The sequence below is a fragment of the Cupriavidus sp. UYPR2.512 genome (genome assembly GCF_000379565.1).
GTDB lineage: Bacteria > Pseudomonadota > Gammaproteobacteria > Burkholderiales > Burkholderiaceae > Cupriavidus.
In genome coordinates, this window is sequence record NZ_KB903206.1 from 1 (window position 1) to 21,993 (window position 21,993).

The following is a 21,993-nucleotide window of genomic DNA, read 5'->3' on the forward strand; positions in this document are numbered from 1 at the left end:
GTGGTTGGCAAATGTCGACGTGCCCATGTAGTGGAAGATCGGCTTGCCGTCGATGGAAAAGCGCGAGGTGCCGTCCGGCATCAGGCCCTTGCCCTGCGTCGCGCGGATGGCCTGGCACAGGTTGGTCTTGCGCGACAGGCAGAACTTGCACTGGCGGCATTCCGGCGTGTAGAGCGGAATGACATGGTCGCCGGGCTTGAGCGAGGTCACGCCCGGGCCCACGTCGGTGACGATGCCCGCGCCCTCATGGCCCAGGATTGCGGGGAAGATGCCTTCCGGATCGGCGCCGGACAGCGTGTAGTAGTCGGTGTGGCAGATGCCGGTGGCCTTGATTTCCACCAGCACTTCACCGGCACGGGGGCCGTCCAGGTCCACGTCTTCGATGGTCAGCGGCTTTCCCGCACCCCAGGCAACTGCTGCGCGTGTTTTCATTGATCCTTCTCTCGATATAAGCTTTTGGCGCCAAACTATAGGCGGACCGACGATGGTCATGGTCCGTTGGGCGTGCACTTGTCCGAAGACAGAGGTAAGTTGGCCGACGACCGTCATGGCGATCAGGGGTACCGGAATGCCGAGACATGTCGTTTCATTATCATGAAACTACAAGTTCAACCCTCGCTTTCACTTTCAGTGAGCGCCAACACATCGCCGGCATCGCCATCGGGGAGCATTGACTCGGCCGGATCTGCGCCCTTGTCGCGGTAGGTTGCAGGCGGTACTCCAAACTGTTTGCGAAATTCACGGCCCAGGTGCGATGCGTCGGCAAAACCGCAGCTCAACGCGATGTCGGCGACCGTGCGGTCCGAGCTGGTCAACAACCACGCGGCGGTCCGCAGCCGCACATGCTTGGCGAATGCCTGCGGGCTCTTGCCGGTCTCCGCCTTGAACAGGCGCTCGAGCTGACGTGGCGACAGGTCGAGCTTGGAGGCGAGCGCCTCAAGCGGGAGCGCGCGGCCGACGTGCTGCTCCATCAGCAGAATCGCGCGCTTGACCTTTGGATGCGTCGCGGGCTCGAGGCCTGGCGGATGCGGCTGCGGCGCATTGCCCTTTTGCATCTCGCCGACGAGCAGGATCCGCAGCGCCTTCTGTACGGTGGCGTGATCGAAGTGGCGCAGCAGAATGGCGGCAGCGACGTCGATCGACGCGCGTCCGCCTGAGCAGGTGATGCGCCGGCGGTCAATCACGAACAGCCGGTCGGCAATCAGCAGGTCCGGATCCACCGACGGGAAACGCTCCATGAAATCCCAGTAATGGAACCAGCTGACGCAGGCGCGGTGCCCCTCGAGCACACCGGCGCGCATCAGCGCGAATACGCCGGTGCAGATGCCGACGATGGTCGCGCCGCCGCGCGCCGCGCGACGGATGAAGTCAATCGTCTCAGGTCCGGCCTGTGGTCCCGAGTGCAGTAGCCCGCCGACAACGACCACGTAATCGAACGGCTCCGCGTCGTCGAAAGTCTCCCATGGCGCGACCTGGATCCCGCAGCTCGCGCGTACCGGCGCGAGTGTGTTTCCGATCACGTTCCAGACGCACCGCACCGGCTTGCTGTAGTCGCCATCGTCCGCCGACAGCCGCAGCATGTCGACGAAACCCGAAAACGCGGTCAGCGTGAAGTTCGGCAGCAGCACGATGCCGAAGCGCACGCGCCGCGGCGCCGGCTCGGCGACAGGGGAAATGGGAACGTCGGGTGTCATGGCGGCATCCATCTTGACAGGCGCAAGCGCGCGGATCTGGGTTGCGGGGCGGCTGCGCTTCGGTGGCGATGCGGGTGATGCATACGGCATCCATGGAGCTCTCGCCGCCTATCCGCTCGACGCGGCTCCGTCACAGACAGCGTCGCCGATCAACCTGTCGCGGACTTGCACATTTCCGACGCGAATCATCGCCAAAGCGAATTTTCAGCCTGTTGGGACCCCCGCCTGACGGCGTCGTCCCACGTTGATGCCGCTTTTGTTCTATCAGCAAATTCTACGCTTTGATGTACTGACGTCCAACGACACCTACCAGCCAAGAGCAAAGAGGCAGCCAGATGAATGTCAGCGTTTTCGACCTGTTCAAAATCGGCATCGGTCCATCGAGTTCGCATACGGTCGGCCCAATGATCGCCGCATGCCGATTCGTATCGCATCTTGAAGACGCAAACCTGCTCGGCTTCGTGCGCCGTGTGCGGGCCGAATTGTACGGTTCGCTCGGCGCGACCGGCAAGGGCCATGGCAGCGACAAGGCGGTGCTGCTCGGCCTCGAGGGGAGCCTGCCCGACCGGATCGACCCGGACGGGATTGCGCCGCGCCTCGCGCAGATCCGCAAGGACAAGCGCCTGTTCCTGCTTGGCAAGCATGAGATCGCCTTCGACGAAAAGGAGCACATCGGCTTCTTTCGCCGTCTGATGAGCGGCACGGGCAACGTCGTGCATCCGAACGGCATGCGTTTCCAGGCGTTCGACGAGCAGGGGCAGTTGCTCGTCGAAAAGGAGTACTACTCGATCGGCGGCGGCTTCGTGGTCAATCGCGACGGCGATCGCGTGAACGGCGTGCGCGCGGCGGCCGAGGTGCCGTATCCGTTCCGCACCGGCGCCGACCTGATGCAAGCATGCGGCGACAGCGGGCTGTCGATCGCGGAGCTGATCTTTCGCAATGAATGCGCGCTGCGCCCCGCCGAAGACGTGCGCGCCGGGCTGCTGGCGATCTGGCAAACGATGGCCGCGTGCGTCGAGCGTGGCTGCAAGGTCGAGGGCGAGCTGCCCGGGCCGATGCGCGTGAAACGCCGCGCGGCCGAGCTCAACCACCGCTTGCGCACACGTTCCGAGGAGTCACTGCGTGATCCGCTGTCGATGCTTGACTGGGTCAACCTGTATGCGATGGCCGTCAACGAGGAGAACGCGGCGGGCGGCCGCGTCGTCACCGCGCCGACGAACGGCGCGGCTGGCGTGATCCCGGCGGTGCTCCACTACTACGTGAAGTTCGTGCCAGGTTCGAATGACGACGGCATCGTCGAGTTCCTGCTGACGGCAGCCGCGATCGGGATGATCTACAAGGAGACGGCCTCCATCTCCGGTGCCGAGGTCGGTTGCCAGGGAGAAGTCGGCGTCGCGTGCTCGATGGCCGCGGCCGCGCTCGCCGCCGTGATGGGCGGTACGCCCGATCAGGTCGAGAACGCCGCCGAAATCGGCATGGAGCACAACCTCGGAATGACCTGCGACCCGGTCGGCGGACTGGTGCAGATTCCGTGTATCGAGCGCAATGCGATGGGCGCGATCAAGGCGCTCAACGCATCCCGCATGGCGCTTAAGGGCGACGGCCAGCACTACGTGTCGCTCGACTCGGTGATCAAGACCATGCGCGAGACCGGCGCCGACATGAAGACGAAGTACAAGGAGACGTCGCGCGGCGGCCTGGCCGTGAACGTCATTGAATGCTAACGAGGGTCCATGAAATGAGCCGCTATTCGATATTCAGTCTGTTCCGCAACGGCCTGTCCTATCACGAGAACTGGGAGAAGCAATGGAAGAGCCCGGAGCCCAGGCGTGAGTATGACGTGGTGATCGTCGGCGGCGGCGGGCACGGTCTCGCGACCGCGTACTACCTTGCGAAGGAGCACGGGATCACGAACGTCGCGGTGCTCGAGAAGGGCTGGATCGGCGGCGGCAATACCGCGCGCAACACGACGATCGTCCGCTCGAACTATCTGTGGGATGAGTCCGCGGGGCTCTATGAAAAGGCGATGAAACTGTGGGAGGGGTTGTCGCAGGACCTGAACTACAACGTGATGTTCAGCCAGCGCGGCGTGATGAACCTGGCCCACACGCTGCAGGACGTGCGCGATACCGAGCGCAGGGTGAACGCGAACCGCCTGAACGGCGTCGACGCGGAGTTCCTGACGCCGCAGCAGATCAAGGAGATCGAACCGACGATCAACCTGAACAGCCGCTATCCCGTGCTTGGCGCGTCGATCCAGCGCCGTGCCGGCGTGGCCCGGCACGACGCGGTCGCGTGGGGCTTCGCGCGAGGCGCCGATCGCGCCGGCGTAGACATCATCCAGAACTGCCAGGTGACCGGCATCCGCCGCGACCGCGGCGCGGTCGTCGGCGTCGAGACGGTGAAGGGCTTCATCAAGGCGAAGAAGGTCGCGGTGGTCGCGGCCGGCAACACGTCGACACTCGCGGACATGGCCGGCGTGCGTCTGCCGATCGAGAGCCATCCGCTGCAGGCGCTGGTGTCGGAGCCGATCAAGCCAGTCGTCAATTCGGTGATCATGTCGAACGCGGTGCACGCGTACATCAGCCAGTCCGACAAGGGCGACCTGGTGATCGGCGCGGGCATCGACCAGTACACCGGCTTCGGCCAGCGTGGCAGCTTCCACATCATCGAGGGGACCTTGCAGGCAATCGTCGAAATGTTCCCGGTGTTCTCGCGTGTGCGGATGAACCGCCAGTGGGGCGGCATCGTCGACGTGTCGCCAGATGCCTGCCCGATCATCAGCAAGACCGACGTGAAGGGCCTCTATTTCAACTGCGGCTGGGGCACGGGCGGCTTCAAGGCGACGCCGGGATCGGGCTGGGTATTCGCGCACACGATCGCGCGCGACGAGCCGCATCCGCTGAACGCGCCATTCGCACTGGATCGCTTCTATACCGGCCACCTGATCGATGAGCACGGCGCTGCCGCCGTCGCGCACTGAACGCCCCGAGGAGAAAGAAATGTTGCTGATCGAATGTCCGTGGTGCGGCCCGCGCGCCGAATCAGAATTCTCGTGTGGCGGCGAGGCCGACATCGCGCGCCCGCTCGAAACCGACAAGCTGTCTGACCGCGAATGGGGAGACTACCTGTTCATGCGTACCAATACCCGCGGCATGCATCGCGAGCAATGGATCCATGCCCAAGGCTGCCGCCGGTGGTTCAAGGTCGAGCGCGACACCGTCACCTACGACATCAAGGGCTACGAAACCTTCGTCCAGCCCACCGCCAACGCACCGCAGAAAGGGGCCAAGCAATGAGCCAGAAAGACCGTCTCGGCACGGGCGGCCGCATCAATCGCGGCCAGCCGCTGGCCTTCACGTTCAACGGACGCGCATATCAGGGCTACCAGGGCGACACGCTGGCTTCGGCGCTGCTCGCCAACGGCGTGCGCTTCGTCGCGCGCAGCTTCAAGTACCATCGTCCGCGCGGCATTATGACCGCCGACGTCGCCGAGCCAAATGCCGTGGTGCAACTGGAACGCGGCGCGTACACCGTGCCGAATGCGCGCGCAACGGAGATTGAGTTGTATGAGGGACTCGTCGCGACGAGCGTGAACGCGGAGCCGGACCTGGAGCGCGACCGCATGGCGGTTAACCAGAAGTTTGCACGCTTCATGCCGGCTGGCTTCTACTACAAGACCTTCATGTGGCCGCGCAAGATGTGGCCGAAGTATGAGGAGAAGATCCGCGAGGCGGCGGGCCTGGGCAAGGCGCCCACGACGCTGGACGCCGATCGCTACGACAAATGCTACGCGCATTGCGACGTGCTCGTGGTCGGCGGCGGCCCTGCCGGCCTTGCGGCCGCGCATGCGGCGGCAGAGACAGGCGCGCGCGTGATCCTCGTCGACGACCAGCGGGAGCTCGGCGGCAGCCTGCTGTCCGGGCGGACCGAGATCAACGGCAAGGCCGCACTGCAGTGGGTTGGCGAGATCGAGAGCAAGCTGCGCAAGCTGCCGGACGTGACGATCCTGACGCGCAGCAACGCGTTCGGTTACCAGGACCACAATCTTGTCACCGTTACGCAACGCCTCACTGACCACTTGTCTGTATCGATGCGTCATGGCTCGCGCGAGTTACTGTGGAAAATCCGCGCAAAACGGGTGATCCTCGCGACCGGCGCACACGAGCGACCGATCGTCTTCGGTAACAACGACCTGCCGGGCGTAATGATGGCGTCTGCGGTGTCGACCTACGTCCATCGCTACGGCGTGCTGCCAGGGCGTGACGCGGTCGTGTTTACGAACAACGATCGCGGCTATCAGGCGGCGCTCGACCTGAAGGCGTGCGGCGCCAAGGTGACGGTCGTCGATCCGCGCACCGCGACCAATGGCGCGCTGCCCGCCTTCGCGAAGCGGCAGGGCGTGACCGTCATGAACGGAGCGGTCGTGATAGCCGCGTCCGGCAAGCGGCAGGTCACGTCGGTCAAGGTGACCTCCTATGCGAACGGACAGGCAGGCGGCAAGGTGTCGACGATCCCTTGCGATCTCGTCGCCATGTCGGGCGGCCTGAGCCCGGTGCTTCACCTGTTCGCGCAGTCGGGCGGCAAGGCGCAGTGGAGCGATGAGAAGGTGTGCTTTGTGCCGGGCAAGTCGCTGCAGGCCGAGGTGAGCGTTGGTGCGGCGGCGGGGGAGTTCGACCTTGCGCTGGCGCTGCCGCTCGCACTGGAAGCGGGGGCCGAAGCGGCGAAAGCCGCCGGCTTCAGTACCGCAAAGCGGCTGGCCGCGCCGAAGGTCACGCCGGTCGCCGAGGGTGCCCTGCTGCCACTTTGGCTCGTCGGCAGCCGCGCGGCCGCGGCGCGCGGGCCGAAGCAGTTCGTCGACTTCCAGAACGACGTCGCTGCGTCGGACATCCTGCTCGCCGCGCGCGAAGGCTTCGAGTCGGTCGAACATGTCAAGCGCTACACCGCGATGGGCTTCGGTACCGACCAGGGCAAGCTCGGCAACATCAACGGGATGGCGATCCTGGCACAGGCGCTCGGCAAGTCGATACCCGAGACCGGCACGACCACCTTCCGCCCGAACTACACGCCGGTCACGTTCGGCACGTTCGCCGGGCGGGAAGTCGGCGACTTCCTTGACCCGGTCCGCAAGACCTGCATCCACGAATGGCACGTCGAGCATGGCGCGCTGTTCGAAGACGTCGGCAACTGGAAGCGTCCATGGTACTTCCCGAAGAAGGGCGAGAACCTGCACGCGGCGGTGAAGCGCGAGTGCCTCGCGGTGCGCAACAGCGTCGGCATCCTCGATGCGTCGACGCTCGGCAAGATCGACATCCAGGGCCCGGACGCGGTGACGCTGCTGAACTGGATGTACACCAACCCGTGGAACAAGCTTGAAGTCGGCAAGTGCCGTTATGGCCTGATGCTTGACGAGAACGGCATGGTCTTCGACGACGGCGTGACGGTGCGGCTCGGCGAGCAGCATTTCATGATGACGACGACGACGGGCGGCGCCGCGCGCGTGCTGACCTGGCTGGAGCGCTGGCTGCAGACCGAATGGCCGCACATGAAGGTCCGGCTTTCATCGGTGACCGATCACTGGGCGACGTTCGCGGTGGTCGGGCCGAACAGCCGCAAGGTGCTGCGCAAGGTCTGCGATGACATCGACTTCGCCAACGACGCGTTCCCGTTCATGAGCTATCGGAACGGCACCGTCGCCGGCGCAAAGGCACGCGTGATGCGGATCAGCTTCTCGGGCGAGCTGGCGTACGAAGTGAACATTCCCGCGAACGCCGGCCGTGCCGTGTGGGAAGCGCTGATGGCCGCTGGCGCCGAGTTCGACATCACGCCGTACGGCACGGAAACGATGCACGTGCTGCGCGCGGAGAAGGGCTACATCATCGTCGGCCAGGACACAGACGGTTCGGTCACGCCGTATGACCTCGGGATGGGAGGCGTCGTCGCGAAGTCGAAGGACTTCCTCGGCAAGCGCTCGCTGACGCGCTCGGATACCGCGAAGGAAGGCCGCAAGCAGTTCGTCGGCCTGCTGACCGACGACGCGGAGTTCGTCCTGCCCGAGGGCGCTCAGATCCTCGCGCCGGGCACGCGCGTGTCGACGACCGAGCCAACGCCGATGATCGGCCATGTGACGTCGAGCTACTACAGTCCGATCCTGAAGCGTTCGATCGCGCTCGCCGTGGTGAAGGGCGGCCTGGGCAAGATGGGCCAGAGCGTTGCGATCCCGCTGGCCAATGGCCGGCGCGTGATGGCGAAGATCTCCAGCCCCGTTTTCTACGATACCGAAGGAGTGCGCCAGAATGTGGAATGAAACGGGTAATGCTACGCCGGTCGCAGACATGCCGGCGACGGATGCGCGCCAGCGCGGCGTCCGACTCGAGTCGCCGTTCATCGGCGCGACCGATCTGCTGAACGCGCAGCAGGCGCGCGCATCGAAGCACTTCGTGATGCGCGAGCGCGCCTTCCTTGATCTCGTCAACGTGCGCGGCGATCTGTCCGATCCTGTATTCGTCGACGCGTTTGAGGGCGTGGTCGGGTGCTGTCCGCCAGCCGCCCCTAACACAGTCGCGCGCAGTACCAACTATGACGTGCTGTGGCTCGGCCCCGACGAGTGGCTCGTGCGGTCGAACGGCCCCGTGCCGGCGGGCGTACTCGAGCCGAAGCTCGCTCAGGCGATCGCCGGAGCTTACGCGGCGGCGGTCGACGTCGGCAGCGGCTATACGGTCGTCGAGATCAGTGGGGGCCGCGTGCGCGACGTGCTGGCGCGCGGCTGCCCGCTCGATCTGCATCCGCGCGTGCTCAAGCCGGGGCAGTGTTTGCAGAGCCACTACTTCAAGGCCTCGATCGTGCTCGTGCCGACCGGCGTCGACCGCTTCGAGATCGTGGTGCGCCGCAGTTTTGCCGATTACTTCTGCCGCATCATGCTCGACGCGGCGCAGCCGCTGACATCATGAAGCTCGTCGATAACGCGTTCAACGGACCACTCGGTGCACTCGACGCGCCGCTCCTGCCGGGCAGGGGATGGAGCGTGTTCATCGATGCGTTGGCGGTGCCGGTGCGGATTGGCATCCATCCGCATGAGCACGACGCACCGCAGCCGCTCGTCATCGACGCACGACTCGGCTATCGTTGCGAGCCGCGCGAGGAAGGCGAGTGGATCGATTACGAGGGCTATTGTGCTCGCCTCGCCGCGTTTCTCGCGCACAAGCCGCATACTCGGCTGCTCGAGACGCTGGTGGCCGAAATCGCGGAGCTGTCGTTTCGCGAATGGCCGGCGCTCGACACGCTGACGCTTGCCGTGCACAAGCCGAAGATCCGGCCTGGCACGCAACGCGTCGGTGTCGCACTCGAGTGGACACGCGCCGATTACCTGAGGCGCAGCGGGAAGGCGGGATAGTCGTTGCCCGAGCCGTGTCGGCGTTGTTCAAACGCGTGTCGGTATTGGACATAGGCTTTCCCGTCTCGCGAACTACTCTCGAAGACGCTGCCGCACATGCCGCGCCGACCGGCGCGGCAGCGGCGCGAGTCACGATAATACAAGGAGAGAATCCAATGAAAATGGGAGCGACTGCGGGCCCGGCTCTGGCGCTGATGTTTTCCGCGTCCGCCTTTGCCCAAAGCGGCGTCACGCTGTACGGTGTGATCGACGAAGGCATCAACTATACGAATAACGTCGGCGGGCATAGCCTGACCGAACTGGCAAGCGGCTTTGCGCAAGGCAGCCGTTGGGGCCTGAAGGGGACGGAGGATCTGGGCGGCGGCCTCAAGGCGTTGTTTCAGCTCGAGAACGGTTTCAATGCAAGCAACGGCAAGGCGGCACAGGGCGGGCTGATGTTCGGTCGGCAGGCCTACGTCGGGCTTTCCGACAATCAATGGGGGAGCGTCACGCTCGGGCGCCAGTATGATTCGGTGATCGACTATCTCGCGCCGACGACCGTTGCCGGCAATTGGGGGGGAACCATGTTCGGCCACCCCTACGATAACGACAACCTGATCTACTCGTTCCGCGTCAACAACACCGTCAAGTACACGAGTCCCTCGCTTGGCGGGTTCCAGTTCGGCGGCACCTACAGTTTCAGCAACGACACCAACTTTGCCAACAACCGCCAGTACGGTGCGGGGATGCAGTACGCGAACGGAGGCTTGTTGCTGGCTGCAGCCTATCTCCAGGCGGACAACCCGTCGGCGACGGCGGGGGGCGCCATCAATAACGGCGGCGACCAGAACTTCCTTGCCAAGCGTTTGCGCATCTTCGGAGCCGGCATCAACTACACGTTCGGCGCGGCGACGGCAGGCTTCGCTTACTCCAACTCGAATCTGACCGAACCGCTGTCCACTTCGTACATCTCCGGCTCGATCCTGCCGGCCAGCGGCACGTTGAACTCGCTCCGGTTCCAGAACCTGGAAGTAAATTTCAAGTATCAGTTCACGCCCGCCTTCTACGCGGGCGGGGCGTATACGCTCACCCTGGAAAACTTCAACGCGTCGTCGGGCGAGGCGAAGCCGAAAGTTCATTCCGTCGGCCTGATGGCGGACTACAGCTTCTCGAAGCGCACGGACGTCTATATCCAGGGTGCCTACCAGCATGTCGCCGGCGGCAAGACCGGCACCGCATTGGACATGGCTGACTTGCCCGGGGCGTCGAACGCTTCATCGACGTCGAATCAGTTCCAGGTCCGTGCGGCGATTCGCCACAAGTTCTAAACCTGTTCCCTCCCGGCGGTCGCCACGAGTCGCGACAGCGACTCGTGGCAGGCGGCCTGGACCGGCACTTCTCGCGAGAACCGGACCTGCGCGTCAGGAGGACTTGTCCGCTACAGCGGGATAAAGCGCCGTCTCACCTGTTGCGTCCTCGGACGCCAGCGCTTCCAGTGCGACGCCACGGGTCTCGATACCCAGCACCCACACAGCGAGTGCCGCCACCGCGAACGACAGCGCGCCGAGCGTGAACACGCCGCCCTGTCCGAATACCGGTAACACCACGCCAACCACGTAGGGGCCGATCAGCGAGCCGATCCGCCCGACCGCCGAGGCGAAACCCGATCCCGTCGCACGCGAGCCGGTACCATACTGCTCCGGCGTGTAGGTGTATAGCACCGCCCACATGCCGAACAGGAAGAACTGCATCGCCAGGCCGGTGCCGACGAGCAGCGCGACACTGCCGCCATACAGCGCACTCTGGCCATACAGGTACGCCATCATGCCGCCGCCGAGCAGCGACGCGATGCAGGTTGGCTTGCGCCCCCAGCGCTCGACGAGCCACGCTGCGCACAGGAAGCCCGGTACGCCTCCGAGGGAGATCAGTACCGTGTAGTACACCGATTGCGTGACCGCAAAGCCGGCCTGCTGCAGCAGCGCGCCAAGCCAGGACGTCAGTCCGTAGAAGCCGAGCAGCGCGAAGAACCACAGTAGCCAGACCATCGTCGTGCGGCGGCGGTATGCGCCGCTCCAGATCTCGCGCAGCGCGCCGCGCCCGCGCACTGTCGCGGCCATTGGCTGCTGCGACGGTCGCGGCAGCATCGCGACGCCGGCCGAACGCATTACCCTGGCCTCGATGCCACGCATCACCGCGTCGGCCTCGGCGTGCCTGCCCGCATGCTCGAGCCAGCGCGGCGACTCGGGCACGATGCGGCGAACGATCAGCACGAACACGGCCGGGATCGCGAGCAGCGCGAACACGGTGCGCCAGCCGAACTGCGGCAGCACGAAGTAAGAGACAACCCCGCGGTGATAAAACCGAGCGGCCAGAAACCGTCCATCAGTGCGATCAGGCGGCCGCGATTCGCGGTGGGGACGAATTCGGACAACAGCGTTTGCGCGACCGGAAACTCCATGCCCATGCCGATGCCGAGCAATACGCGCCAGGCGATGAGCGCGTCGACGCTTTGCGCAGTCGAGCAAAGATACGACGCTATGCCCCACAGCACCATGCTCCACTGGAACACAGGTCGTCGTCCGAAGCGGTCCGCGAGCAGGCCGGCGAGCGCCGCGCCGACCACCATCCCGAAGAAGCTTGCGCTGGCGACGACGCCGGTCATTGCGGTGGACAGCCCGAACTCCTGCTTGATCGAGCCCAGTATGAACGTCATGGTGGCGAGATCGACCGAGTCGAAGAAGAAGGCAATCGCGACGATGACGAAGATCAGCTTGTGGTAGCCGGAAAACGGCAGACGTTCGAGCCGCGCGGCGGCGTTCGAGCGCGTGGGTGAGGTGGTGGGAGTTGGCATGGCGTCCTTGAAAAAATGAGGACCTCTTAGCGGGTTGCTTTCAGGCCCCAATCTTCAGTAGACGTGGTTATCGCCGCACGCTCTGGAGAATACCCGTCGCCGGTCTGTGCAAATCCGACATCGGCAGACCAGTGTCGGGGCGGTACCGCCCGGCTCGCGCGGTGGGCGCGCGCGGCGTACCCAATGCCGAGGTCGGAGCCGACGCTCACCGATGTCGGCGCTGTGCAAGCGCCTGTCGGGTTTTGGACATAGCGGCCTGGTGTCCCGGAATACGCTCGAAGACGCTGCCGCGCATGCCGCGCCGATCGGCGTGGCTGCGGCACGATTCAACGAGACATGGAGACAATGCGATGAGCAGCAACCGAGGTGTCGTATATCTTGGCCCGGGCCAGGTCGAGGTGCAGAAGATCGACTATCCGAAAATGGTCGATCCCAGCGGCCGGGCAATTGGCCACGGCGTGATCCTCAAGGTCGTCAGCACGAACATCTGCGGCTCGGACCAGCACATGGTGCGCGGCCGCACGACCGCACCGACCGGCCTCGTGCTCGGTCACGAGATCACCGGCGAGGTCATCGAAATCGGCCGCGACGTCGAGACATTGAGGATCGGTGATCTGGTGTCGGTGCCGTTCAACGTCGCGTGCGGCCGCTGCGCGATGTGCAAGGAGCAGCACACCGGCGTATGCCTGAGTGTCAACCCGTCGCGCGCGGGCGGGGCGTACGGCTATGTCGACATGGGCGGCTGGATCGGCGGGCAGTCCGAGTACGTGATGGTGCCGTATGCCGACTTCAACCTGCTGAGGTTCCCCGACCGCGACCAGGCGATGGCAAAGATCCGCGATCTCACCTGCCTGTCGGACATCCTGCCAACGGGCTATCACGGCGCCGTGACCGCGGGCGTGAAGCCGGGGTCGACGGTCTACATCGCCGGCGCGGGCCCGGTCGGCATGGCGGCTGCCGCTTCGGCGCGCCTGCTCGGCGCGGCCTGCACGATCGTCGGCGACATGAACCCGGCGCGTCTCGCGCATGCGAAGGCGATGGGCTTTGAGGTCGTCGATCTGTCGAAGGACGCGACCCTAGGCGAGCAGATCGCAGAGATTCTCGGCACGCCCGAGATCGACTCCGCTGTGGACTGCGTCGGCTTCGAAGCACACGGCCACGGCTCGTCAGGCTATGTGGAGGAGGCGCCCGCCACCGTGCTCAATTCGCTGATGGAAATCACGCGGCCAGCCGGTGCGATCGGGATTCCGGGTCTCTACGTGACCGACGATCCTGGCGCCAAGGAGGCTGCAGCGCAGCGCGGCAGCCTCAGTATCCGCTTTGGCCTCGGGTGGGCGAAGTCGCACTCTTTCCATACGGGTCAGACGCCCGTGCTTAAGTACAACCGCAACCTGATGCAGGCGATCCTGCACAATCGTTTGCCGATCGCGGAGATCGTCAATGTGTCGGTAATTTCGCTCGACCAGGCGCCGGAAGGCTACAAGCAGTTTGATGGCGGCGCGCCCCGCAAATTTGTCATCGATCCGCACGGGCTGATGGCGGCCTGACCGGCCAGTCGGAAACGACACGGGCGGCCTTTACCGGCCGCCCGTTTTTCGGTCCCTCGGCACAGCAGTGGTTCGCTGCCGCGCCGCCAGGCCGCTCACGCGTGCAGCACCGTCGATGGTGATGCGTACGCCGAGCCGCCTTTTCCCGACAACTTCGCCAGCGGCGCGCCCTGCGCCCTGCGCTCGCGCGTCGGGGCGACGCCGAACGCGTCGCGGTAGCTCTTGCTGAAATGGCACGCGGACTGGAAGCCGCATGCCATCGTGATGTGCATGATCGACATATCTGTTTGCAGCAGCAGCTCGCGCGCGCGGCGCAGGCGCAGCGTCAGGTAGTAATGGGTCGGCGTCATCCCAAGATGGTCGCGGAACAGGCGCTGCAATTGCCGTTGCGACAGGCTTGCCAGCCGTGCGAGCTCTTCGCGCGACAGCGGCTCCTCGATGTTGTTCTCCATCAGCGAGACCACCTCGAACAGCGACTTCTTCGCTGAGCCTAGCCGCGCAACCAATGGCATCTTCTGCTGCGCGGTCGTGTCGCGTACGTGCTCGACGATGAACTGCTCAGCGATCTGCGTGACGCGCGCGGTACCGACGCGACGTGTGATCAGGTTCAGCATCATGTCCAACGGCGCAACGCCGCCCGTGCACGTGACGCGGTCGCGGTCGATCACGAACAATTCCTTCAGGAAGCGCGTGTCGGGAAACTCCTCCTTGAGTGCGGACATGTTCTCCCAGTGGATCGCGCAGGCATAACCGGCCAGCAGCCCCGATTTCGCGAGCGCATACGTGCCGGTGCAGAGGCTCCCCAGCATGATGCCCTCGCGCGCCGCGCGGCGCAGCGTGGACAGGTGCTCCGCTGTCGTCGAACGCTGCACGTCGATGCCGCCGCAGACGAACATGATGTCCGGACGCCCGACGCTGTCCGCCCGGTGGGTGTCGATCGCCAGGCCATTGCTTGCCGTCACCAATCCGCCTTCCGGGCTGATGACGGTCCAGCGGTACAGCTCCTGGCCGCTCAGGTAATTGGCCATCCGCAGCACTTCTATCGCATTAGTGAACGCGATCATGGTGAAGTTGGGTAGCGGCATGAACGCGAAGTGAGATAACGACGCGGTGCGATCGATCGACATGGGGGGCGTCCTTCGGATTTTTAAGGTGCATTTCCAGCCCAGAGGGAAAGGCTGGATGCTGTTTTTATTTATTGTTAAGTTAGCCGCAACAAACATGCCATACGGCGAAACCCTAGCTCTTTAGTAGGGTGCCCGACTGGAGGCATGGCGGGCGCCGCTTTCGTTGCACCGCAATCGGGACACGCCGCACCTGTGATGCGCGTCGGGCACCGCCGCAGTGCCGTCCCAGGGCCACTTGTGCAAATCGGACGCAAATGGCGGAAATGGAAAAGAACGCGTCTGAATTCATCAATCGGGCCAAAACACGAACGACAAGAATAGAGCCGTCGGCAACGCTGCGCCGACCAGTCGGAAAGGCCTGGCGCAGCGGGCCTCTCGCCCCCAGTCAGGTATCTCCATCCCACACGGACCTCTATGTCGAACACCCAGTCTTTCTTCTCGCAGCCCCTGGCCGAGCGCGATGCGCTGGTTCGCGGCGCCCTTTCGAAGGAACTCGAACGTCAGCAGTCGCAAGTCGAGCTGATCGCCTCGGAAAACATCGTGTCGCGTGCGGTCCTCGAAGCACAAGGCTCGGTACTGACCAACAAGTACGCCGAGGGTTACCCGGGCAAGCGCTACTACGGCGGCTGCGAATTTGCGGACGAAGTCGAATCGCTCGCGATCGAGCGCGTGAAGCAGTTGTTCAACGCCGGCTTTGCCAACGTGCAGCCGCACTCGGGGGCGCAGGCGAACGGCTCGGTGATGCTCGCGCTGACCAAGCCAGGCGACACCGTGCTCGGCATGTCGCTCGACGCCGGCGGTCACCTGACCCATGGCGCGAAGCCGGCCCTGTCGGGCAAGTGGTTCAACGCCGTGCAGTATGGCGTGAACCGCGAGTCGATGCTGATCGACTACGACCAGGTCGAAGCGCTCGCGAAGGAGCACAAGCCAAGCCTGATCATCGCCGGCTTCTCCGCGTATCCGCGCCAGCTCGACTTCGCCCGCTTCCGCGCGATTGCCGACAGCGTAGGCGCCAAGCTGATGGTCGACATGGCGCACATCGCCGGCGTCATCGCTGCGGGCCGCCATTCGAATCCGGTCGAGCACGCCCACGTCGTCACCTCGACCACGCACAAGACCCTGCGCGGCCCGCGCGGCGGCTTCGTGCTGACCAACGACGAGGAGATCGCCAAGAAGATCAACTCGGCCGTGTTCCCCGGCCTGCAGGGCGGCCCTTTGATGCACGTGATCGCCGGCAAGGCGGTCGCGTTCGGCGAAGCCCTGACATCGGAGTTCAGGACCTACATCGACAACGTGCTCGCGAACGCGAAGGCGCTCGGCGAGGTGTTGAAGGAGGGCGGCGTCGACCTCGTGACCGGCGGCACCGACAACCACCTGCTGCTGGTCGATCTGCGTCCCAAGGGGCTCAAGGGCACGCAGGTCGAGCAGGCGCTCGAGCGCGCCGGCATCACCTGCAACAAGAACGGCATCCCGTTCGACACCGAGAAGCCGACGATCACGTCGGGGATCCGGCTCGGCACACCGGCTGCCACGACGCGCGGTTTCGGCGTTACGGAGTTTCGCGAGATCGGCCGCCTGATCCTCGAGGTGTTCGAAGCGCTACGCGCGAATCCGGACGGTGACGCCGCCACCGAGCAGCGCGTGCGCCGCCAGATCTTCGCGCTGTGCGACCGCTTCCCGATCTATTGATCTGACCGAACGAAAAGACTGGAGCCCCTATGAGCCCGCTGCATCAGGACAGCATCATCATCGACGGCCTGAACATCTCGAAGTTCGAGCGGTCGGTGTTCGAAGACATGAAGAAGGGCGGCGTCACGGCCGCGAACTGCACCGTCTCGGTCTGGGACAACTTCACCAGGACCGTCGACAACATTGCGCTGATGAAAAAGCAGATCCGCGACAATAGCGAACTGCTGACGCTGGTGCGCACCACCGACGACATACACCGCGCGAAGCATGAAGGCAAGACCGGCGTCATCCTCGGCTTCCAGAACGCCCACGCGTTCGAGGACAACCTCGGCTACGTCGAAGCCTTCGCCGATATGGGTGTGCGCGTCGTGCAACTCTGCTACAACACGCAGAACCTCGTGGGCACAGGGTGCTACGAGCGCGATGGCGGGCTGTCGGACTTCGGCCGCGAGGTGATCACCGAGATGAACCGCGTCGGGATCATGGTCGACCTGTCGCATGTCGGCGGCAACACCTCGTCCGAGGCGATCGCGTTTTCGAAGAAGCCGGTCTGCTACTCGCACTGTCTGCCATCGGGCCTCAAGGAGCACCCGCGCAACAAGAGCGACGCGCAGCTGAAGGAGATCGCCGATGCGGGCGGCTTCGTCGGCGTGACGATGTTCGCGCCGTTCCTCAAGCGCGGGATCGAGGCGACGGTCGAGGACTACATCGAGGCGATCGGCTATGTCGTCAACCTGATCGGCGAGGACGCGGTCGGCATTGGCACCGACTTCACGCAGGGCTACAGCACCGAGTTCTTCGACATGCTGACGCACGACAAGGGCCGCTATCGGCGCCTGACCAATTTTGGCAAGGTGATCAACCCGGAAGGCATCCGGACGATCGGCGATTTCCCCAACCTGACCGCGGCGATGGAGCGCGCAGGCTGGAAGCCGTCGCGCATCCGCAAGATCATGGGCGAGAACTGGGTGCGCGTCTTCAAGGAAGTCTGGGGCGCTTGATTCCAGCGCCATCTTTCACGCAAATCCCACAAACGGGACGGGCGCGCGCGATACGCGCGTGCTCGCGGGCGATGCCGCGTCCGCACAACGATTCAAGCGGCTTTCTTCTTTTTCGGAGTTACCACGTGCAACCACAACTGCCGATCGACGTTGATCCCGAAACCGGTGTCTGGACCACCGACGCGCTGCCCATGCTTTACGTGCCGCGCCATTTCTTCACCAACAACCATGTCGCTGTCGAAGAGGCGCTCGGCCGCGATGCGTACGAAGAGATCCTCTACAAGGCCGGCTACAAGTCGGCCTACCACTGGTGCGACAAGGAAGCGCAGTTGCACGGCATCAGCGGGATGGCCGTGTTCGAGCACTACCTGAAGCGCCTGTCGCAGCGCGGCTGGGGGCTGTTCTCGATCCTTGAGGCCGATCCGGCGACGGCGAGCGCGCGCATTGCGCTGCGCCACTCATCATTCGTGCTGCAGCAGCCGGAGAAGAGCGGCAAGCTTTGCTACATGTTCGCGGGCTGGTTCGCCGGCGCGATGGACTGGGTCAACGACACCGCACCCGCGGGCAAGGACGCGCCGCGCGCGCAGTCGAAGGAAGTGCAGTGCGCAGCCGATGGCCACGATCACTGCGTGTTCGCAGTGTCGCCGATCGCGCGCTGACACCGAAGCCCGTCCGCACTACGACAAATACGAGACACACCAACGCCAGAGGCCGTCCGCGATGCGTTATCCCCACTTGTTCAAACCTTTGCAGCTCAATCAGCTGACGCTGCGCAACCGCATCGTCAGCACGGCGCACGCGGAAGTGTATGCCGAACCGGGCGGCCTGCCCGGCGACCGCTACATTCGCTATTACGAAGAAAAAGCCAAGGGCGGCGTTGGCCTGGCGATTTGCGGCGGCTCGAGCCCGGTGTCGATCGACAGTCCCCAGGGCTGGTGGAAGTCGGTCAATCTCTCGACCGACAAGATCATTGATCCGCTGTCCCGTCTCGCCGAAACGATGCACCGGCACGGCGCCAAGATCATGATCCAGGCCACGCACATGGGACGCCGCTCGGCGTTCCACGGCGAACACTGGCCGCACCTGATGACGCCGTCGGGCGTGCGCGAGCCCGTGCACCGCGGCAACGCGAAGATCATCGAGGTCGAGGAGATCCGCCGCATCATCGCGGACTTCGCGGCCGCTGCCAGGCGCGTGAAGGACGCGGGCATGGACGGCATCGAGATCTCGGCGGCGCACCAGCATCTGATCGACCAGTTCTGGAGCCCGCGCACGAATTTCCGCACCGACGAGTGGGGCGGTAGCCTCGAGAACCGCATGCGCTTCGGCGTGGAGGTGCTCCAGGCGGTGCGAGAAGTGGTCGGCAAGGATTTCTGTGTTGGTCTGCGCATGTGCGGCGACGAGTTCCATGAAGACGGTCTCGATCACGAGCAACTGAAGGAGATCGCGCAGGCGATGTCCGAGTCGGGGCTTGTCGACTATATCGGCGTGGTGGGCTCCGGCGCCGATACGCACAACACGCTCGCAAACTGCATGCCGCCGATGGCGCTGCCACCCGAGCCGTTCGTGCATCTCGCGGCGGGCATCAAGTCGGTGATCAAGGTACCGTTGATGCACGCGCAGAGCATCCGCGACGCGGGCCAGGCCGAGCGCCTGCTCGCCAACGGCATGGTCGACCTGGTCGGCATGACGCGCGCTCAGATCGCCGACCCGCACATGGTCATCAAGATTCGCGACGGCCGCGAGGACGAGATCAAGCAATGCGTCGGCGCGAACTACTGCATCGACCGCCAGTACAACGGCCTCGACGTGCTGTGCGTGCAGAACGCCGCGACCTCGCGCGAGGCGACGATGCCGCACATCATCGAGAAGTCGCGCGGCCCGAAGCGCAAGGTCGTCGTGGTCGGTGCCGGGCCGGCGGGCCTGGAGGCGGCGCGAGTCGCGCGTTCGCGCGGCCATGACGTCGTGCTGTTCGAGAAGAACACCGAAGTGGGCGGGCAGATCCTGCTCGCCGCCAAGGCACCGCAGCGCGAGCAGATGCAGGGCATCGTGCGCTGGTTCGACATGGAGACCAAGCGCCTCGGCGTCGACCGGAGGCTGGGCGTCGAAGCGGATGCGAAGATGATCATGGCGGAGAAGCCGGACATTATCGTGCTCGCGACGGGCGGACGCGCATTCTCCGATCAGGTGCCCGGCTGGGCCGTCGCCGAAGGGCTCGCGGTCAGTTCGTGGGAAGTGCTGGCCGGCCGCGTCGAGGCGAAGGAGAACGTGCTCGTCTACGACGGCGTCAGCACGCACGCAGGCGCGGGCGTTGCCGACTACCTGGCGAGCCGCGGTGCGAAGGTCGAAATCGTGACGCCGGACGTCAAGGTGGCCGACGACTGCGGCGGCACCACCTTCCCGATCTTCTATCGCCGCCTGTACGCGCAGGGTGTGATTCATACGCCGAACTACTGGCTCGATCGCGTCTACGAGGAAGGCGGCAAGAAGATCGCGGTGCTGCGCAACGAGTACACGGAAGAGCTCGAGGAGCGCGCGGTCGACCAGGTCGTGATCGAGAACGGCTCGACGCCGAACGACGCGCTGTACTGGAAGCTCAAGCCGGAATCGGTCAACCGCGGCCAGGTCGACGTACACAAGCTGTTTGCGTCTGAGCCGCAGCCGAGTCTTTCGGAAACGCTTGGCAACGGCCGCTTCCTGTTGTTCCGCGTCGGCGACTGCATCTCGATGCACAACATCCACGGCGCCATCTATGACGCGCTGCGGCTCGTGAAGGATTTCTGACGATGAATCCGTCCCTCCTGATTACCGTTCTGCTCTGGCTGTCGGTGGCGGGGCTCGCGTTCGCGGTCGTGAAGCGCGCGTCTTACTGGCGGCTCGGCCGGGCGACCGCGCCCGGGTCGTTCGGCATCGCGAACCTGCTGGCAATCCCGAAGCGCTATTTCGTCGACCTGCACCACGTCGTCGCCCGCGATCCGTACATCGCCAGGACGCACGTCGCCACGGCTGGCGGCGCGATTGCCGCGCTGGCGCTCGTGTTCGTCAACTACGGTCTCGCAATCTACTCGCCATGGCTCGACCGGGCAATCTTCGCCGCGGCGGTCGCGATGCTGATTGGCGCGGTGTTCGTCTGGCGCCGGCGGGCCGCCAAGGACGTGCCCGCGCGCCTGTCGAAGGGACCATGGAACACGCTGCCGTGGCTGCTCGGTTCGTTCGCGCTCGGCCTCGTGCTGTTCGTGGTCGTGCCGGCTGGCGTCATGTCCGGTGCGTTCGCGGTGGTCTGCGCGCTGCTGATCGGCGCCGGCGCGTTCGCGATGACGTTCGGCGCGGCAAAAGGCGGGCCGATGAAGCACGCGATCGCGGGCCTCATGCATCTGGCGTTTCATCCGCGCCAGGAACGGTTTGCCGGCAAGCCTGACTCATACACCGGCAGCGGCACCGCCACGCCGCCGACCGCGCTCAAGCTGCCCGAGATCGAAAAGCAGGAGTACGGCGTCGCCCGGCCCGTGGAGTTCCGCTGGAACCAGTTGCTGAGCTTTGACGCCTGCGTGCAGTGCGGCAAGTGCGAGGCCGCGTGTCCCGCGTTCGCCTCGGGCCAGCCGCTCAATCCGAAGAAACTGATCCAGGATCTCGTTGTCGGCATGGCGGGCGGCACCGATGCCGCGTACGCCGGCAGCCCGACGCCGGGCATCCCCGTCGGCCGCCATCGCGGCGAGCCGAATGGCCCGATCGTGTCGGGCCTGATCGATGCGCAGACGCTGTGGTCGTGCACGACCTGCCGAGCCTGCGTGCAGGAGTGCCCGATGCTGATCGAGCACGTCGATGCGATCGTCGATATGCGCCGCAACCAGACGCTTGTGCACGGCACCGTGCCGGGCAAAGGCGCCGAAGTGCTCGCGAACCTGCGCGAGACCGGCACGATGGGCGGCTACGACACCGCGGCGCGCTATGACTGGTCGGTCGACCTCAGTGCACCGGTCGCGCAGCGTGGCAAGGCGGTGGACGTGCTGATCGTTGCCGGCGAGGGCGCCTTCGACATGCGCTATCAGCGCACGCTGCGGGCCTTCGTGAAGGTGCTGAACAAGGCTGGCGTCGATTATGCGGTGCTCGGTAGCGTGGAAACTGACACCGGCGATGTGGCCCGCCGTCTCGGCGACGAGGCGACGTTCCAGCAGATGGCCAAGCGCCTGATCGGCACGCTCGGCACGCTGTCCTTCGGGCAGATCGTGACAGCAGATCCGCATGTGATGCACAGCCTGCGCAACGAGTATCGCGCCCTGGGCCTGCGCGTCACGGTCAAGCATCACACGAGCTATCTTTCCGAGCTTGCCGACAGCGGCCGTATCGCGCCGAAGGCGGTCGAGGCGCTGCGCGAGAAGGTCACCACCTATCACGACCCGTGCTATCTCGGCCGCTATAACGGCGAGATAGAGGCGCCGCGCAAGCTGCTGAAGACGATCGGCATCAAGGTGGTCGAGATGGAGCGCCATGGCATGCGCGGCCGCTGTTGCGGCGGCGGGGGCGGCGCGCCGTTGACCGATATCCCGGGCAAGCAGCGCATCCCGGATATCCGCATCGCCGATGCGCGTGCCGTGGGCGCGGAAGTGGTCGCGGTCGGGTGTCCGAACTGCACGGCAATGCTCGAAGGCGTGGTCGGCCCGCGCCCGGACGTGCTCGATGTGGCCGAACTTGTTGCGGCCTCGCTGGAGTGA

16 protein-coding genes and 1 pseudogene are annotated in these 21,993 nt (G+C 64.9%); 13 read left to right on the plus strand and 4 right to left on the minus strand.

Annotated features, from left to right (window positions below; translation table 11 throughout):
• On the minus strand, positions 1 to 432 hold a 432-nt coding region (locus A3A5_RS0136075; RefSeq protein WP_018315290.1), incomplete at its 3' end, for an alcohol dehydrogenase catalytic domain-containing protein.
• 176 nt (positions 433 to 608) lie between these two features.
• Complete coding sequence (locus tag A3A5_RS40070; RefSeq protein ID WP_051108616.1) at positions 609 to 1,694, minus strand: GlxA family transcriptional regulator; 1,086 nt, start codon at positions 1,692 to 1,694, stop codon at positions 609 to 611.
• 335 nt (positions 1,695 to 2,029) lie between these two features.
• Here A3A5_RS40070 and A3A5_RS0136085 point away from each other — a divergent pair, with 335 nt between their 5' ends.
• The 7 genes from A3A5_RS0136085 to A3A5_RS0136115 all read left to right on the plus strand — a co-directional run bounded on the left by A3A5_RS0136085 (position 2,030) and on the right by A3A5_RS0136115 (position 10,394).
• Entirely contained in the window at positions 2,030 to 3,418 is a 1,389-nt protein-coding gene (locus A3A5_RS0136085) for an L-serine ammonia-lyase (RefSeq protein WP_018315292.1), read from the plus strand.
• A 14-nt stretch (positions 3,419 to 3,432) separates the two neighbouring features.
• Positions 3,433 to 4,677, plus strand: a complete 1,245-nt coding sequence (locus A3A5_RS0136090; protein ID WP_018315293.1) for a sarcosine oxidase subunit beta family protein — start codon at positions 3,433 to 3,435, stop codon at positions 4,675 to 4,677.
• 19 nt (positions 4,678 to 4,696) lie between these two features.
• Complete coding sequence (locus tag A3A5_RS0136095) at positions 4,697 to 4,993, plus strand: sarcosine oxidase subunit delta (RefSeq protein ID WP_026201470.1); 297 nt, start codon at positions 4,697 to 4,699, stop codon at positions 4,991 to 4,993.
• Positions 4,990 to 8,001 (plus strand): sarcosine oxidase subunit alpha family protein, encoded by a 3,012-nt coding sequence (locus tag A3A5_RS0136100; protein WP_018315295.1) that lies wholly within the window; start codon positions 4,990 to 4,992, stop codon positions 7,999 to 8,001. Before A3A5_RS0136095 ends, A3A5_RS0136100 begins: the two co-directional genes overlap by 4 nt.
• A complete protein-coding gene (locus A3A5_RS0136105; RefSeq protein ID WP_026201471.1) occupies positions 7,991 to 8,644 on the plus strand; it encodes a sarcosine oxidase subunit gamma in 654 nt (217 codons plus the stop codon). The genes A3A5_RS0136100 and A3A5_RS0136105 overlap by 11 nt, the downstream gene beginning before the upstream one ends.
• Positions 8,641 to 9,087, plus strand: coding sequence for a dihydroneopterin aldolase (locus A3A5_RS0136110; RefSeq protein ID WP_018315297.1), 447 nt, complete (start codon positions 8,641 to 8,643; stop codon positions 9,085 to 9,087). Before A3A5_RS0136105 ends, A3A5_RS0136110 begins: the two co-directional genes overlap by 4 nt.
• Positions 9,088 to 9,242: 155 nt before the next feature.
• Positions 9,243 to 10,394 (plus strand): porin, encoded by a 1,152-nt coding sequence (locus tag A3A5_RS0136115; protein ID WP_018315298.1) that lies wholly within the window; start codon positions 9,243 to 9,245, stop codon positions 10,392 to 10,394.
• A gap of 93 nt (positions 10,395 to 10,487) precedes the next feature.
• On the opposite strand, the pseudogene A3A5_RS40075 reads toward A3A5_RS0136115, so the two are convergent.
• Positions 10,488 to 11,917: pseudogene (locus A3A5_RS40075) on the minus strand (MFS transporter).
• 350 nt (positions 11,918 to 12,267) lie between these two features.
• On the opposite strand from A3A5_RS40075, the gene fdhA reads away from it, so the two are divergent.
• Positions 12,268 to 13,464, plus strand: a complete 1,197-nt coding sequence (fdhA, locus tag A3A5_RS0136125) for a formaldehyde dehydrogenase, glutathione-independent (protein WP_018315300.1) — start codon at positions 12,268 to 12,270, stop codon at positions 13,462 to 13,464.
• A gap of 95 nt (positions 13,465 to 13,559) precedes the next feature.
• Here fdhA and A3A5_RS0136130 read toward each other — a convergent pair whose 3' ends face one another.
• Positions 13,560 to 14,591, minus strand: coding sequence for a GlxA family transcriptional regulator (locus A3A5_RS0136130; RefSeq protein WP_018315301.1), 1,032 nt, complete (start codon positions 14,589 to 14,591; stop codon positions 13,560 to 13,562).
• Between the two features lie 414 nt (positions 14,592 to 15,005).
• On the opposite strand from A3A5_RS0136130, the gene A3A5_RS0136135 reads away from it, so the two are divergent.
• The 5 genes from A3A5_RS0136135 (at position 15,006) to A3A5_RS0136155 (ending at position 21,993) form a co-directional block, all read left to right on the plus strand.
• Positions 15,006 to 16,280, plus strand: coding sequence for a serine hydroxymethyltransferase (locus A3A5_RS0136135; protein ID WP_018315302.1), 1,275 nt, complete (start codon positions 15,006 to 15,008; stop codon positions 16,278 to 16,280).
• Between the two features lie 29 nt (positions 16,281 to 16,309).
• A complete protein-coding gene (locus tag A3A5_RS0136140; RefSeq protein WP_018315303.1) occupies positions 16,310 to 17,281 on the plus strand; it encodes a dipeptidase in 972 nt (323 codons plus the stop codon).
• 125 nt (positions 17,282 to 17,406) lie between these two features.
• On the plus strand, positions 17,407 to 17,940 hold the full coding sequence (locus tag A3A5_RS0136145) for a DUF5943 domain-containing protein (RefSeq protein WP_018315304.1): 534 nt from the start codon (positions 17,407 to 17,409) through the stop codon (positions 17,938 to 17,940).
• 61 nt (positions 17,941 to 18,001) lie between these two features.
• Positions 18,002 to 20,065, plus strand: a complete 2,064-nt coding sequence (locus A3A5_RS0136150; protein ID WP_026201472.1) for an NADH:flavin oxidoreductase — start codon at positions 18,002 to 18,004, stop codon at positions 20,063 to 20,065.
• A 2-nt stretch (positions 20,066 to 20,067) separates the two neighbouring features.
• Positions 20,068 to 21,993, plus strand: a complete 1,926-nt coding sequence (locus tag A3A5_RS0136155; RefSeq protein WP_018315306.1) for a (Fe-S)-binding protein — start codon at positions 20,068 to 20,070, stop codon at positions 21,991 to 21,993.

Excerpts from the sequence above, each read along its gene's own strand:
- A3A5_RS40070 (WP_051108616.1), bottom strand. The coding sequence starts at position 1,694 with ATGACACCCGACGTTCCCATTTCCCCTGTCGCCGAGCCGGCGCCGCGG.
- A3A5_RS0136085 (WP_018315292.1), top strand. The coding sequence starts at position 2,030 with ATGAATGTCAGCGTTTTCGACCTGTTCAAAATCGGCATCGGTCCATCG.
- A3A5_RS0136090 (WP_018315293.1), top strand. The coding sequence starts at position 3,433 with ATGAGCCGCTATTCGATATTCAGTCTGTTCCGCAACGGCCTGTCCTAT.
- A3A5_RS0136095 (WP_026201470.1), top strand. The coding sequence starts at position 4,697 with ATGTTGCTGATCGAATGTCCGTGGTGCGGCCCGCGCGCCGAATCAGAA.
- A3A5_RS0136100 (WP_018315295.1), top strand. The coding sequence starts at position 4,990 with ATGAGCCAGAAAGACCGTCTCGGCACGGGCGGCCGCATCAATCGCGGC.
- A3A5_RS0136105 (WP_026201471.1), top strand. The coding sequence starts at position 7,991 with ATGTGGAATGAAACGGGTAATGCTACGCCGGTCGCAGACATGCCGGCG.
- A3A5_RS0136110 (WP_018315297.1), top strand. The coding sequence starts at position 8,641 with ATGAAGCTCGTCGATAACGCGTTCAACGGACCACTCGGTGCACTCGAC.
- A3A5_RS0136115 (WP_018315298.1), top strand. The coding sequence starts at position 9,243 with ATGAAAATGGGAGCGACTGCGGGCCCGGCTCTGGCGCTGATGTTTTCC.
- fdhA (WP_018315300.1), top strand. The coding sequence starts at position 12,268 with ATGAGCAGCAACCGAGGTGTCGTATATCTTGGCCCGGGCCAGGTCGAG.
- A3A5_RS0136130 (WP_018315301.1), bottom strand. The coding sequence starts at position 14,591 with ATGTCGATCGATCGCACCGCGTCGTTATCTCACTTCGCGTTCATGCCG.
- A3A5_RS0136135 (WP_018315302.1), top strand. The coding sequence starts at position 15,006 with ATGTCGAACACCCAGTCTTTCTTCTCGCAGCCCCTGGCCGAGCGCGAT.
- A3A5_RS0136140 (WP_018315303.1), top strand. The coding sequence starts at position 16,310 with ATGAGCCCGCTGCATCAGGACAGCATCATCATCGACGGCCTGAACATC.
- A3A5_RS0136150 (WP_026201472.1), top strand. The coding sequence starts at position 18,002 with ATGCGTTATCCCCACTTGTTCAAACCTTTGCAGCTCAATCAGCTGACG.
- A3A5_RS0136155 (WP_018315306.1), top strand. The coding sequence starts at position 20,068 with ATGAATCCGTCCCTCCTGATTACCGTTCTGCTCTGGCTGTCGGTGGCG.